The organism is Perlucidibaca sp., from assembly GCF_057084925.1.
The window spans coordinates 21,074-34,958 of sequence record NZ_JBXMRC010000016.1; the positions used below are offsets into that span (position 1 = coordinate 21,074).

Annotated in this window: 12 protein-coding genes; 9 read left to right on the forward strand and 3 right to left on the reverse strand. The window is 57.7% G+C overall.

Features of this window, described 5'->3' with window-relative positions:
• Window positions 1-97 precede the first annotated feature (97 nt).
• Window positions 98-1,180 (forward strand): hypothetical protein, encoded by a 1,083-nt coding sequence (locus AC14IB_RS04925; RefSeq protein ID WP_484230830.1) that lies wholly within the window; start codon window positions 98-100, stop codon window positions 1,178-1,180.
• A gap of 58 nt (window positions 1,181-1,238) precedes the next feature.
• Here AC14IB_RS04925 and AC14IB_RS04930 read toward each other — a convergent pair whose 3' ends face one another.
• Window positions 1,239-3,488: a PhoX family protein gene (locus tag AC14IB_RS04930; RefSeq protein WP_484230831.1), complete on the reverse strand. Its 2,250-nt coding sequence runs from the start codon at window positions 3,486-3,488 to the stop codon at window positions 1,239-1,241.
• A gap of 161 nt (window positions 3,489-3,649) precedes the next feature.
• Between AC14IB_RS04930 and argE the strand changes: the two genes are divergently transcribed.
• From argE to AC14IB_RS04950, 4 genes are all read left to right on the forward strand, one after another.
• Window positions 3,650-4,804 carry an acetylornithine deacetylase gene (gene argE, locus AC14IB_RS04935; RefSeq protein WP_484230832.1) on the forward strand — a complete coding sequence of 385 codons (1,155 nt, stop codon included), beginning with the start codon at window positions 3,650-3,652 and terminating at the stop codon, window positions 4,802-4,804.
• A gap of 114 nt (window positions 4,805-4,918) precedes the next feature.
• Window positions 4,919-6,238, forward strand: coding sequence for an amino-acid N-acetyltransferase (argA, locus tag AC14IB_RS04940; protein WP_484230871.1), 1,320 nt, complete (start codon window positions 4,919-4,921; stop codon window positions 6,236-6,238).
• An 11-nt stretch (window positions 6,239-6,249) separates the two neighbouring features.
• The gene (gene ilvD / locus AC14IB_RS04945; protein WP_484230833.1) at window positions 6,250-7,929 is read left to right on the forward strand and encodes a dihydroxy-acid dehydratase; all 1,680 of its coding nucleotides are present in this window, start codon (window positions 6,250-6,252) and stop codon (window positions 7,927-7,929) included.
• On the forward strand, window positions 7,929-8,294 hold the full coding sequence (locus tag AC14IB_RS04950) for a CoA-binding protein (RefSeq protein ID WP_484230834.1): 366 nt from the start codon (window positions 7,929-7,931) through the stop codon (window positions 8,292-8,294). The genes ilvD and AC14IB_RS04950 overlap by 1 nt, the downstream gene beginning before the upstream one ends.
• Here the strand turns inward: AC14IB_RS04950 and AC14IB_RS04955 are convergent.
• On the reverse strand, window positions 8,291-8,917 hold the full coding sequence (locus tag AC14IB_RS04955; protein WP_484230835.1) for a 2OG-Fe(II) oxygenase: 627 nt from the start codon (window positions 8,915-8,917) through the stop codon (window positions 8,291-8,293). The two genes, AC14IB_RS04950 and AC14IB_RS04955, sit on opposite strands and share 4 nt — an antisense overlap.
• Window positions 8,918-8,945: 28 nt before the next feature.
• Here AC14IB_RS04955 and AC14IB_RS04960 point away from each other — a divergent pair, with 28 nt between their 5' ends.
• The 4 genes from AC14IB_RS04960 (at window position 8,946) to AC14IB_RS04975 (ending at window position 12,944) form a co-directional block, all read left to right on the forward strand.
• Window positions 8,946-9,791 carry a 23S rRNA (adenine(2030)-N(6))-methyltransferase RlmJ gene (locus AC14IB_RS04960; RefSeq protein WP_484230836.1) on the forward strand — a complete coding sequence of 282 codons (846 nt, stop codon included), beginning with the start codon at window positions 8,946-8,948 and terminating at the stop codon, window positions 9,789-9,791.
• A gap of 45 nt (window positions 9,792-9,836) precedes the next feature.
• Window positions 9,837-10,367 (forward strand): hypothetical protein, encoded by a 531-nt coding sequence (locus AC14IB_RS04965; protein WP_484230837.1) that lies wholly within the window; start codon window positions 9,837-9,839, stop codon window positions 10,365-10,367.
• A 2-nt stretch (window positions 10,368-10,369) separates the two neighbouring features.
• Window positions 10,370-11,554, forward strand: coding sequence for an iron-containing alcohol dehydrogenase (locus AC14IB_RS04970; RefSeq protein WP_484230838.1), 1,185 nt, complete (start codon window positions 10,370-10,372; stop codon window positions 11,552-11,554).
• A 205-nt stretch (window positions 11,555-11,759) separates the two neighbouring features.
• Window positions 11,760-12,944: an autotransporter outer membrane beta-barrel domain-containing protein gene (locus tag AC14IB_RS04975; RefSeq protein ID WP_484230839.1), complete on the forward strand. Its 1,185-nt coding sequence runs from the start codon at window positions 11,760-11,762 to the stop codon at window positions 12,942-12,944.
• A 53-nt stretch (window positions 12,945-12,997) separates the two neighbouring features.
• Here the strand turns inward: AC14IB_RS04975 and cysQ are convergent, their stop codons facing one another.
• Window positions 12,998-13,849: a 3'(2'),5'-bisphosphate nucleotidase CysQ gene (cysQ, locus tag AC14IB_RS04980; RefSeq protein ID WP_484230840.1), complete on the reverse strand. Its 852-nt coding sequence runs from the start codon at window positions 13,847-13,849 to the stop codon at window positions 12,998-13,000.
• Between the last annotated feature and the right edge of the window lie 36 nt (window positions 13,850-13,885).

Sequence of the window (13,885 nt, forward strand, 5' to 3'; positions counted from 1 at the left end):
TTCGTTTTGTATCTGAGCACGTCAACGACCAACAATTCCACTACGATCGCCCTGCAATCCAATAACGAATAACGTGAATTACCACGAGGGGCACAACATGAAATTTCAATTATTAGCACTCGCTGTAGCCATTAGTTTGGCAGGCTGTTCCGGTAGCGAAAGCTCATCCACTACCTCCAGCAATAATTCTGGCGGCGATACCACCACCGGCGGCAGCATGAGTGGCAGTGGCACAGGCGATGGCGGCACGACCCCTACTGCACCTGTGGCTAAATTTGGCATCGAGGGCCCCGCAGACCCGGTGCAACAAGCCCTATCTGAGCAGCTTTTCGGCGCACTTATAGAGGGTGCTGCACCCGCCGATGAAGCCTCCCCTCTTCCGGTAAAGGTCGCTGGTGTGCTCACCTGTGTTGATAACACCGTGTCCTTGCGTGCACTGGATCTGGTTGACGCCCTCGCTGCGGACGGCGCAGCTGGCCCCGACACCCTCACCGCGCCACAAAACAGCCAAACACTTCAGGCGGCTCAAGCACTGGTGTCGGCCGCTGGTGGCCTGGTGGGTTCGCTAGCCGGTCAAACCGGCTGTGATCTCGCCGGCATTCCTGGCCTGCCCGGGCTGCCTTCTGGTAGTAACGCGCCCAGCGACCTGCCCCTCTCCCTAGAAACGCTCACACAACAAGCGGAAGCGATTCGTGCGATTAGCGTGCAGCTGCGTAATGCAGCCAGCCAAGCCAGTGCAGCACCGCTCGTGCCAGAGGCCTTAGAGCTTGTTGCCGATGCCGTTGATGATGCGGTGACGGTGCTGCAACAGGGCACGAATGCTGCTGGCTACCAAGTAGCCGTTACTCAACTCGTTGAGAACCTAGCGGCTAATCTTCAGGCCTTACCTGCTGCACTCACTGGCGGCGGCTTGCCTAGCGGCATTCCAGGCCTTCCTTCCGGCGCACCCGGTGCGGGCGCGAACCCACTGAAGCCCTTAACTGACTTGCTGGCAGGCATTCCTGGCCTGAACCAACTGCCGTTGAGCTCGTTACCCTTAAGTGGCTTACCGACAAGTGCTCCAGCCATCCCTAGCGCACCGGCCATTCCGGGCGCTGATGCGTTGTCGCCGGCGGGTCTTAAAGCAGCCCTTAGTGCCATCCCTGGCCTCGGTGCCTTGCTCGCCATGCTGCCCATCTAAGCTTCGTTTGGCATAAAAAACCCCAGCAGATGCTGGGGTTTTTTATGGCTGGATTAACCTAAACGGCGATTTCGCCACCATCATCTTTCGTGATGACCAACGTGGTTGAGCGTGCTCGGCGACTCCCCGGCATTGACTCCAAGGCATTAAAGCTACTCTGCTCAGTGAATGTGCTCATTTGCGAATAGTTACTAAAGCCGCCCGACTCACCGGGATGCTGAATATTAACAAACAGGGCTTTGCGATCTGGGGTCATATCAATGCCGGTAATTTCCGCACCTTTGGGTCCTACCAAGAATCGCTTCAGGTTATCCGCGGTGGGGGCTTTGCCTGCCACGGTGACCACGGTGCCAGTCGTTGACCCGATGACATTGTTCACCGTCACCGGGCCGCCATCGCCAACTTTGCCGGGAATCGCGGCCAACATCATGCAGTTCGTTTCATCGAGGTAGGCGCCATCATCGGTTTGAATCCAGAGGATGCCGCGCGGATCGAACCACAAGCCATCGGGGCTCGAGAAATCATTGGTGTCGGTTAAGCCGGAGAGATTCACCGAAGCAGCCGCATCGGCCTCTGCGCCAAACGCATAGATATCCCATCGGAACGTGGTGGCCGCCGGATCATCGCTCGTTTCTGCTAAGCGGATGATGTGGCCATTGACGTTACCGTTGTTGGTGCGCGTCTGACCATCGCCAAAGGTATCTTTAAACTGGCGGACATCACTGTAAGCGCGCGGGTTGGCAGCGTCGGCCGTGCCGGTTGTGCGCTGGCTGTTATTGGTCAAGGTGAGATAAACCTCGCCATTACTCGGGTTAACCGCCGTCCACTCCGGGCGATCCATTTTCGTGGCTCCGACTTTATCGGCTGCTTCACGGGTGAAGACAGCAATTTCAGCCGCCGTCATGGCCAAGGTCATATTGGTCGCCGCCAATGGCAGCCATTCGCCCATGCCATTGGCATTAAATTTCGCGGCATACAGCGTGCCATTGTCCAAAATATCGTTCACACGATTTTCGCTACCGGTAAACACGGCATCGGTGACAAATTTATAGAGATACTCGCCGCGCGAATCATCGCCCATATAGAAGGCCATCTTCTTGCCAACGATAAATTTGGGCCAGCAACCTTCGTGCGAAAAACGCCCTAAGGCCGTACGCTTTTTCGGAACCGACAGCGGGTCGTAGGGGTCGATTTCTACCACGTAGCCAAAGGTATTGGCCTCATTACGATAGTCTTGCATGGCGGTCATGCCGGCCTGCGGCTGCAGCTGAAAACGCGACATCAATTGCGCGCGGTCACCCGTGCCCATGGGATCGGGCGCCGTGTACCAGCGCAGCTGTTGGAAGCCATGACGGGAAATGCCATAGCGTGCTTGGCGCTTTTGCTCTGGCGTACCGGTGGCCAGATTGACACGCCCAGCGGTGTTGTCGTTGGTATCGAACTTAGCATCCGCTTGACCAAAATAGCCTGCCCAGTTCTCTTCACAGGTCAGGTAGGTGCCCCACGGCGTAAAGCCGTTAGCACAATTATTGAGTGTGCCACGCGCCTTCGTGGCGGTGTTGTCGTACACCGTTTTCAGCAAATCACTGCCGCGTGCGGGTCCGGAAACTTGCATCGGGGTGTACGGGGTAAGGCGGCGATTAAACGGGCTACCCTGCACATAACGGTAACGGCCGTTCTGCTTAACAATCTCCACGACTGAAATGCCGTGAAGCGCCATTTCCTTTAAACACTCTTCGGCGTCAGTACGCACACTGTCCTTGCTGTAATCACCGGCCTTGGGCAGCAGCTGTGAGCTTGTGTCCAGCGTGGTTTTATCGAATGTTGCGCCATTGGCATGAACAAAATCTTCCGTAACCGCCTCGTGGTTAATCACCAAAAGGCCGCGATCATTGCTGTTGCGGTCGGGCAAGCCCGCCGCATTCAAACCAAAGTAATACATGCCATCATGATGATCACCAATGGCCTGCTCTTGCTGAGCAGAGGTCAACGCCGTAATGGTGCTGGGTAATGTACCGCCGGAAAACAAGGGGTCACCCCAAGACACTAACGGGCGAGCGGTGTAGCCGGCTGGCACCGTCACGCTGTCAGCCACCGACTTGGCCACTGGGTTAAATTTCAATGTCAACGACTCAGCGGCCTTGGTTTCACCGCAACCCGTCAGCGCCACACTGCCCATCATCAAGCCTGCGCCCATGGTCGCGCCGCCCTTTAAAACATCACGACGACTCATGCGCTGCTCAATCAGCACGTCAATGTGCTCGTTGGCTGAGGGGTTACTATTTTCCATGGGGTGGTTGTGGCTCATCTCGTTACCTATCAGGTGGTTTTAGATAGCTGTACCCTGCCCCTACTGCATGACATTGCCCTGATCGTTTCGTGACAGGCGCATGAATTTTTGCCCAGGCTGCGAGGGCGGCCTGAGTCGCGCTACACTGCTAAACCTTCGAATGAACTGCAGCCTGCACCATGAATCACCTCACCCTACTCGCGCGCATGCGCACCCTGATTGCAACACCTAGCGTGACTTGCACGGATCCCTCCATGGATCAGGGCAATCTGACCGTCATTGAGCATCTGGCGAACTGGGCCGAGACGCTCGGCTTTCGCTGCGAGATCATGTCGGTGGCGCCGGGCAAGGCCAACCTGATTGCCACGCTCGGGGAAGGACCCGGCGGCTTGGTGTTCGCTGGTCATACCGACACCGTCCCCTTCGATGGGGCCAAATGGCAGAGCGACCCGTTCACACTGACCGAACGCGATGGCCGCTTATTTGGCCTTGGCACGGCCGATATGAAGGGCTTCTTCCCGCTCGTACTGGAAGCCGCTGAGGCTGCTGTTGCTGCCGTGCGGCGGGGTGAATCGCTAAAAGCGCCGGTGATTATTCTGGCCACCTGCGATGAAGAAACCAGCATGGCGGGGGCCAAGGCACTGGTCGCCGCTGGTAAGCCGAAGGCACGATTTGCCGTGATCGGTGAGCCTACTAGTGGGCGACCGCTGCGCCTGCAAAAAGGGGTAATGATGGAGCGCGTGATTATTGAGGGTCGTAGCGGTCACTCCAGCGATCCCTCGCTGGGTCATAACGCATTGGATGCCATGCACGCCGTGATCAGCGAGCTGATCGGCTACCGTCGCGAACTAGCGGCAAAATGGCACAACCCGCTCTTTACGGTGCCAACGCCCACGCTCAACCTCGGCTGCATTCACGGCGGTGATAACCCCAACCGCATCTGCGCCCGCTGCGAGCTGCAGTACGACCTGCGACCGCTACCCGGCATGGAGATGGACAGTCTGCGCGCCGAGATCAAGCGTCGCTTAAAACCGTTGGCCGAGGAGTATCAGGTCAGCATCAGCAACGAGTCGCTGTTTAGTGGTACGCCGGCCATGGAAACCCCGGCCAGTTCCCTGCTGGTGAAAGCTGTTGAGGAGATGACTGGCTTCACCGCCGGTGCGGCGGCATTCGGCACAGAAGGCCCGTATTTTCAGGAGCTGGGCATGGAGGCGGTGATTTTCGGCCCGGGCGGCATTGAAACCGCGCATCAGCCCGATGAGCATTTGGTGATTGCCAGCCTGCAGCCGACAATTGATACATTAGCGGCGTTGGTTCGGCGTTTTTGCTTGTAAGCAGATGCTACCGCCCGACCCCGCTTCACTTATACAATCCCAACACTTTGAGGCGATGCCTCCCACTGACCTAGGCCTACCCCCTTGAGCAGCCAGAACCCGTTTCAAGACACCATGTCGGAACAGTATGTGCACTGGTTCCGCAATTCCGCGCCTTACATCAACGCGCATCGCGGCAAGACCTTCGTGCTGTTGTTTGGCGGCGAGGCGGTGAACCACGAGAATTTCCGCAACATCGTGCATGATATCGCGCTGCTACATTCGCTGGGCATCAAGCTGGTGCTGGTGCATGGTGCACGCCCGCAGATCGACGAAAACCTGGTCGAGTACGGTCTGACCACGCCCTATCACAACGGTCTGCGCGTGACCACGCGTGAGGCGCTGCGCTGCGTCATGGATGCCGTCGGTGCCATTCGCTTGGAGATCGAAGCACTTCTGTCGATGGGTCTGTCGAACTCGCCCATGTTTGGCGCCAAGATCGATGCCGTGTCGGGCAATTTTATTACCGCCAAACCCTATGGCGTGCGCGATGGCGTGGACTTCTGCCTAACCGGCGAAGTGCGTGCGGTGGATACCGAGGTCATTAATAAGAACCTCGCCAATCACCACATCGTCATTCTTGGCCCAACAGGTTACTCGACCACCGGCGAAGTCTTTAACTTGCTTGCGGAAGACGTAGCGGTGTCGGTGGCCACTTCACTGCAAGCTGATAAGCTAATTTGCTTGGGCGAGCGCGAAGGCATCGTCGATGACAACGATGACCGCCTGCTGCGCGAAATGATCCCCAATGAGGTCGATCAGTATCTGCGCAACCGACCGCTAGACAGCGAGCTGCTGCGTCACATGAACGCCGCTCGCGAGGCTTGCCGCGAGGGCGTGAAGCGCATCCACATCATTTCCTACGCCCGCGATGGTGCGCTGCTACAGGAACTGTTCACGCGTGACGGTTCGGGCACGCTAATCACACACGACCCCTACGAAGAAATTCGCACGGCCGAGATTGAGGACGTGGGCGGCATCATCGACCTCATCGAGCCGCTGGAAGAAGAAGGCATCCTGGTGCGTCGCGAGCGTGAAAAGTTGGAGAACGAGATCGCCCATTTCGCCGTGGTCGAGCGCGACGGCATGATCATCGGCTGTGCGGCCTTGTACCCGCTGCCAGCACTCAAGGGCGAGGAGCCTGCGGGCGAAATTGCCTGCGTTGCTATTCACCCGAACTACCGCAAGAGCGACCGTGGCAGCGAGCTCATGGAGTTCCTCGAAAAGCGTGCCAGCAGCAAAGGGCTTCGTAAACTTTTCGTACTCACCACACGCACTGGCCTCTGGTTCCAAGAACACGGCTTTGAGCCCGCCTCGGTGGATGACCTGCCGAAGTATCGCCAATCCCTTTACAACTACCAGCGCAACTCGCTGGTACTCAGCAAACCGCTTTAAGGATTTCGGACATGACAAAAATCACCGACAACATGCGTAAGTATTCTTCTCAAGTCGTGGACGGCGTGGAGGCGGCACCGGGTCGCGCCATGCTGCGCGCTGTGGGCTTCACCGACGAAGACTTTAAGAAGCCGCAGATCGGCATCGCCTCGACCTGGGCCAACGTCACGCCCTGCAACATGCACATCAACAAGCTCGCCGAAGAGGCCGAGAAGGGCGCCAACGCGGCCGGCGGCAAGGGCGTCATCTTCAACACCATCACCGTATCCGACGGCATCGCCAACGGCACCGAAGGCATGAAGTACTCGCTGGTGTCGCGTGAGGTCATTGCCGACTCCATCGAAACCGTGGCGGGCTGCGAAGGCTTCGACGGCATCGTGGCGGTTGGTGGCTGCGACAAGAATATGCCGGGCTGCCTGATCGGCATGGCCCGCCTGAATCGTCCATCGATTTTCGTTTATGGCGGCACCATCAAGCCCGGTTATGGCCACACCGACATCATCTCGGTATTCGAGGCCGTGGGTCAGCACGCTAAGGGCGACATCGACCTGATTCAAGTTAAGCAGATTGAAGACACCGCCATTCCCGGCCCCGGCTCCTGCGGCGGCATGTACACCGCCAACACCATGGCTTCCGCGATTGAAGCCTTGGGCATGTCCCTGCCCGGCTCGTCCGCGCAAGACGCCATTTCCTCCGACAAGGCTTCGGACTGCTTCCGTGCGGGTCAGCAAGTCGTGGAGCTGCTCGCCCGTGATATCAAGCCGCGCGACATCATGACCCGCAAGGCGTTCGAGAACGCCATCCGCGTCATCATCGCGCTGGCAGGCTCCACCAACGGCGTGCTGCATTTGCTCGCTATGGCCCATGCCGTGGACGTGAAGCTCACGCTCGATGACTTCGTCGAGATCGGCAAGACCACGCCGGTGCTCGCTGACCTGCGTCCGAGCGGCAAATACATGATGTCGGAGCTGGTCGCCATTGGCGGTATCCAGCCGCTGATGAAACGTATGCTCGATGCCGGTTTGTTGCACGGCGATGTCATGACCGTGACCGGTAAAACGCTGGCTGAAAACCTCGCCAATGTTGCCGACTACCCAGCCGACCAAGACATCATTCGTCCGTTCAGCAACCCGATCAAGAAAGATTCACACTTGGTTATTCTGCACGGCAACCTGTCGCCCACTGGCGCAGTCGCCAAGATCACCGGCAAGGAAGGTCTGCGCTTCGAAGGCACGGCGCGTGTCTATCACGGCGAAGAGGCCGCGCTCGCCGGCATTCTCAACGGCGAAGTGGTTGCGGGCGATGTCATCGTGATCCGCTACGAAGGCCCCAAGGGTGGCCCCGGCATGCGCGAAATGCTGTCGCCAACGTCGGCCGTCATGGGCAAGGGGCTAGGCAAGGAAGTCGCGCTCATTACCGATGGCCGTTTCTCTGGCGGTTCGCATGGCTTCGTGGTCGGTCACATCACGCCGGAAGCCTTTGATGGCGGCCCGATTGCCCTGTTGGAGAATGGCGACAAGATCACCATTGATGCCGAAACTCGTGAAATCAGCATGGCCGTGTCCGATGCGGTGATGGCCGAGCGCAAGGCAAAGTGGGTGCAACCTAAGCCGAACTACACGCGTGGCGTGCTGGCCAAGTATGCCAAGCTGGTGTCTAGCGCCTCCGAAGGCGCGGTGACGGACAAGTAATGACTGAAACCGTCGCCGTGCTAGGCGCCAGCCCCAAGGCTGAGCGCTACAGCAATCAGGCCATTCATCTGCTGCGCCATTATGGGCACACGGTGATTCCAGTGAATCCCATCCAACGGGAAATCGCCGGCCTGCCGGTGGCTGCCTCGCTGGCTGCCATCACGGAAAAGGTGGATACGGTAACGGTGTATGTCAGCCCTGTGCATTTGGAACCGCTGGTGGACGGCCTGCTGGCCTTGAAGCCGACGCGGGTCATTTTCAACCCGGGTGCCGAGCATCCTTCAGTGGCAGCTCGGCTTGAAAAAGCCGGCATTGCCACCGAGGAAGCCTGCACCTTGGTGCTGCTGCGCACGCGGCAATTTTAATCGCGCGTACGCATCCAGCCAGCAATGCTTAATCGCTGCTGCTTCGCCGGCAGCACTTCATGCGCCATCGAGTCACTGCGAAACACCACCAAAGTGCCGGCCTCCGGCGTAACGCTTAACGGCGTAGCACCTTCTGGGTAAAGCACCAGCTTCCCGCCCGCATCAGCCGGCCAGCCCGGCTCGTTGAGATAGCACACCGTAGAAATCACGCGCTGCCCCTGCCCTGATCCCGCCATGCTGACATGCCGATCGATGTGTCGCCCGTAACCGTTGCCGGGCTCATAGCAGGCGTAATGCGCCTCGTATTCCGCCACGCCAAGAAATAGCTCGCGATTCAATTGCTCACGCAAGTCATCCATGATCTGCAGGTAGGCGGCGGCAGCTGGCCACGAGGCCTCTAGCCAAGCGATACGATCACCCCGAATTTGACGCTGAATTTGCTGCGCTGCACCACGCCCGATGCCGGCGGCATGAAACTGCCCGCTCGCATCCTGCTCGCGCAACTCGTGGCGCAACGCCGTCACCAGCGAGGCGGGTATAAAGTCCGGCAACACCACATAGCCCGGCTCGGGCAACACCGTTAAAACAGTAGCCCAATCTAAGGGCGGCAAAGCGGGTATCATTCGTTTCTCATTATTTGATGTTGCTACCATGAACTACCGTCACCATTTCCATGCCGGCAATTTTGCCGACGTGATGAAGCACAGCCTGCAAATGGGCCTGCTCGCCGCACTGAAGAAGAAGGATACCGCCTTCTGCTTTATTGATACGCATGCTGGCGCTGGCATCTACGATTTACACGGCATGCAAGCGCAAAAAACCGGTGAATACCTGCAAGGCATTGAACGGCTGACTGATCATCGTGGCGCACCCACGTGGGTGGCTGACTACCTGCAAGGCATTCTCGCCTGCCAAGCCGCCGGCGGTCGCAGTCATTACCCCGGCTCGCCGTGGCTCGGCCTGCGCCAGCTCCGCGCACAGGATCGCGCCATTTTCATGGATGTGCAGCACGCCGAAGTCGCCAGCCTACGTCATTATTTTAAGGATGATGCTCGAGTGGCGGTGCATCAACGCAATGCCTATGAAGGCCTGAACGCGATGATTCCGCCCAAGGAGAAACGTGGTTTGGTGCTGATCGACCCGCCCTACGAACTGGAACGCGACGCCTTTCCGCAGCTGGTCAAACTCATCGTGGCGGCGCATACCAAATGGCCGACGGGTGTTTACGCGATCTGGTTCCCCATTAAGCAGCGCACGGCCATCGTCAAGTTTTACCGCGAGCTGATGAACAGCGGCATCCCGAAGATGCTCGCCTGCGAATTACTCATGCAGCCGGACGACAATGCACTGGGCCTTAACGGCTCTGGTCTGATCGTCATTAACCCGCCCTGGGGCTTCTATGAAGAAGCGCAAAAAACCTTGGCATGGTTGCTTGACCGCCTGTCGGACCACCCGCAGAAGTCGAGCAAGGTACGCTGGCTGGCAAATATAGAGTAATTGCTCTAGACTCTTGCGTCGCCATTCTTTGGACGCGAGCGTCTCATGAACCTGAATAAAGAAACGCTGGGCTACGAAGCTCAGAAAGCCTATGTCTCCACCATGATGAAAATCGTCGGTGGCGGCTTGGCGGCTGCCAGTCGTGTCGATGCCGACGTGCAGCGCAACCTCTCCGCCTTCCCGGCCGGCTACCAGATCTGCATGACGGTGTTCCCGAGCGGCCCGAACTTCTTCCTGCGCATGCAGGAGAACGGCATCGCCGATGTCATCAACGCGCCCATCGGCAAGCCCGACCTGACGATTCGCTTCAAGCACATGACCCATGCCTTCCTCGTCTTCTCGTTTCAAGAGGGCACGGCGCAAGCCTTTGCCAATGACCGCATGGTGGCCGATGGCAATGTCTCGCACTCCATTCGTCTGGTGCGCTGTTTGAACCGTATGGAAACCCTGATTCTGCCCAAGCTGATCGCCACGCGCGCCGTGAAGCGTTACGACGACGTACCGCTCACCGAAAAGCTGAGCAAAGCCGCCCGCATCTACGGCCTCGTGGCCAAGTCACTCGTCACAGGAAACTAATCATGAGCAAGCCCTACTACGAATTTTTCTGCCCGGTCAAAGTCATTGCCGGTCACGCCGCCCTCGAACATGTGCCGTTCGAACTCAACATTTTGGGCGCGCAACGCCCGCTCATCATCACCGATAAAGGTGTGCGTGGTGTGGGCCTGCTGACCCATGTTGAGGCCGCCTTTGCCGCCGCCGGTGCCAGCATTGCGGCGATCTTTGACGACGTGCCGCCAGACAGCTCGCTGCAGACCGTGCGCGCTGCTGCCAAGGCTTATCGTGACAATCACTGCGACGCCATTATCGCTGTTGGCGGTGGCTCGGTGATCGACACCAGCAAGGCTGTGAATATTCTTGCATCCGAAGGCGGCGACGACCTGCTCGTCTACTCCGGCGCGCATGTGCTGAAGCGTCCACTGCGCCCGCTGTTCGTGGTCCCGACCACCTCCGGCACCGGCTCAGAAACCACCGCCATCGCCGTGATTTCCGACACCGAGAAAGGCGTGAAAATGCCTTTCGTGTCGTATTTCCTGATGCCGAATGCTGCCGTGCTCGATTCACGCATGACGCTTACGCTGCCACCGCACATTACCGCCATGACCGGTATGGATGCACTGACGCATGCCGTTGAAGCCTTCACTTGCCTGGCACACAACCCGATCAGCGATGCCTACGCAACGGGCGCCATCAAGAAAATTACCGACAACTTGCTCAATGTGCTCGACAACCCGACCGATGCCGATGGCCGCCTAGAGCTCGCTCAAGCGTCGACCATGGCCGGTGTTGCGTTCTCGAATGCGATGGTGGGTTTGGTACACGCACTAGGTCACTCGCTTGGCGCTGTTTGCCACCTGCCGCATGGACTGTGCATGAACCTGTTCCTGCCCTACGCGCTGGAGTTCAACAAGGACAAGAATGGCGACCGCATCGCCGAGCTGCTGCTGCCGTTGGCCGGTGCCGATGTCTATGCCGCGACGCCGGTAGCGGACCGCGCCGACCGCGCCATCGCTGAAATCCGTCGCATGCGTGACGAGATCTTCAATCGCTGCAAACTCCCGCGCACCCTGAGGGAAACCGGCAAAGTCACGCGCGAGCAGCTGGCTCAAATTGCGGAGCTGACGCTGGATGACGGCGCCATCATCATCAATCCGAAGGAAGCCGATCGCGCAGAGATCATGGCGATTTTAGAAAAGGCCTGGTAAGCGCTAGTACCAAGGGGGGACTCCCTGTTTGCTCGAGCTATCATGCTCGCTCAAACACGGAGACCCCCCTTTTTTTGTCGCAGTAAGATGGGTTGACTCCGCTCATCCAAATTTACAATTTAAATACATTCTGTTTCATTTGGATAACTGACTATAGGTAGGCTCCTGCATTGTTTCGCAGGCTTTTTATAAGAGGTTTATATCCATGACACAGAATAAAAAATTACTTTTCTTTGCGATTAGCTCTGTTTTGGCGGGGAATGTTTTTGCAGCCTGTAAATACGAATCTAGATGCGAGATTCCGAAAGATCCCTGCAATGACTTTGTTCAAGAATCTGATCTTATTTCTGAAAATAATCAGAAAGCTCCCAAAAAAGCCATCACCTGCGATACAGCCAACGCTGCTAGCCAAGCGCTGTTCAACATCACTAACTTGTCGTTCACCTCTATCGGCAGCCGCATTGACAACTTGCGCGATGCTGACTTAATCGCCTATGCACCCGCTTCGCTGAAGTCGATGCAAGCCAACCATCGCGGCGTAGCCAGCGGCATTGTCGCGACTAAAGAAATCAAGCACGGCGCTTGGATAAAGGCCATTGGCAACACAGCTCGTCAGGACATGCGTAATGGCTTTGATGGCTACGAGAGCCAATCTGCGGGCCTCACCGTTGGCGCTGATACACGCCTGGATAACGACATGATTGTCGGTGGCGCATTCACTTATATTGATACCGACGTGAACGCCCGTGACACCGCCACAGGCTCCGGTAGCGAAATCAAAAGTTACCAAGGCACGGGCTACATGAGCCGCGACTACGGCACATGGCACTTGGATGCCTTGCTGGCTTACACCAAACAGCAGAACAAAACCCAACGTGTTGTTGGCCTGTCCAACATGACCGGCAAGTTTGATGGCGACCTGTTCAGCACTCGCGTTACCGCAGGCAAGCGCATGGAAGTAGCCAACAGCAAGATGGTGGTTACCCCCTTTGTTAGCCTGCAATACGATCACCTGAAGCAAGATGGTTATACCGAAAATGGCCCAGCGCCCCTGACAGTTAACCGCACAACCGCTTCGCGTCTGACTTCCGGCCTGGGTGCGCGACTGGTCACCGAAGCCACAGTTGCCGGCCGTCAAATCAAACCCAGCGTGACCGCGCAATGGCTGCATGAGTTCAAACAGGAAGGCCTGAACACCAGCGGCACCGTCGGTGGTGTTGGCGCATTTGTCAGCCAAGGTCAAAAAGCTGTGAAGAACATGCTCGGTCTGGGCACTAGCGTAATGATGCCCGTGGGCCGCAATGCTGCCGTCAGCATCGGCTATAACTACGAAGGTGCGACCAAGTACCAGAGTCATGGTTACGAGCTGGTCTATCAATACTGGTTCTAAGCGCGCAGTAGGTGTTTTTGTGAGCTAAACGCCCATCCCTGTGATGGGCGTTTTTATGTGGGCCATAAGCTCAACCACTGCTGAAGCTCACATCCCACGGCGAGGAAGCTGGCGTTAAGCAGCGTGTTGCGGCTGTTGTATCGGAAGGAGCGCCCCTGCTGATCCACCAAATACCCGCCAGCCATTTCTAAGACGACTTGAGCTGCCGCTGTATCCCATTCGCTCGTCGGGCCAAAGCGCGGATAGGCATCCGCCAAGCCTTCCGCCACCGCACAAATTTTAAAGGCGGAGCCTGCCGGCACACTCTGCACCGCACCAAACACGGCGACTGCAGCCTGCTCAAACTGTGCTAATTGCTGAAGTCCATGGCGACGACTCACCGTCAACTGAATCGGTCGCTCACCCACAGCAGGAAGGGCTGCGCTCTTGATAGGCCGCCAGCCTGAAGCGTCCACTCGAAAACTCCCCACACCTTTTGCCGCTACATAGCTCAGACCCGTGGCGGGGCCATGCACCACGCCGAGCACCGCTTCGTGGCCTATGACCAAGGCAATATTGACGCTGAACTCACCATTCCGAGCGATGAACTCTTTGGTGCCATCCAGCGGATCAACCAACCAACACGCAGGCCAGTCGCGCCGCGAGACCAGCTCATCCGCCGATGACTCCTCAGACAACACCGGCAACTGTGCCCAAGGCCCTGCTAACTGTGCGAGCGCGTCGACGATGCGCTGATGTGCAGCTAAATCCGCTGCGGTTAACGGCGAGTCATCTGCTTTAGTGACCGTGCCCCATCGGCTACTGTCCGCATAAATCGCCATGATGTCTCGACCTGCCGCTTCGGCCACCTGCAATACCGCCGCCAACAACGTACGATCAATAGATGGCAGTTCAAGATTTGTCATGGATGAGCCTCATTTGTCCTGCCGCAGCGCGCATAG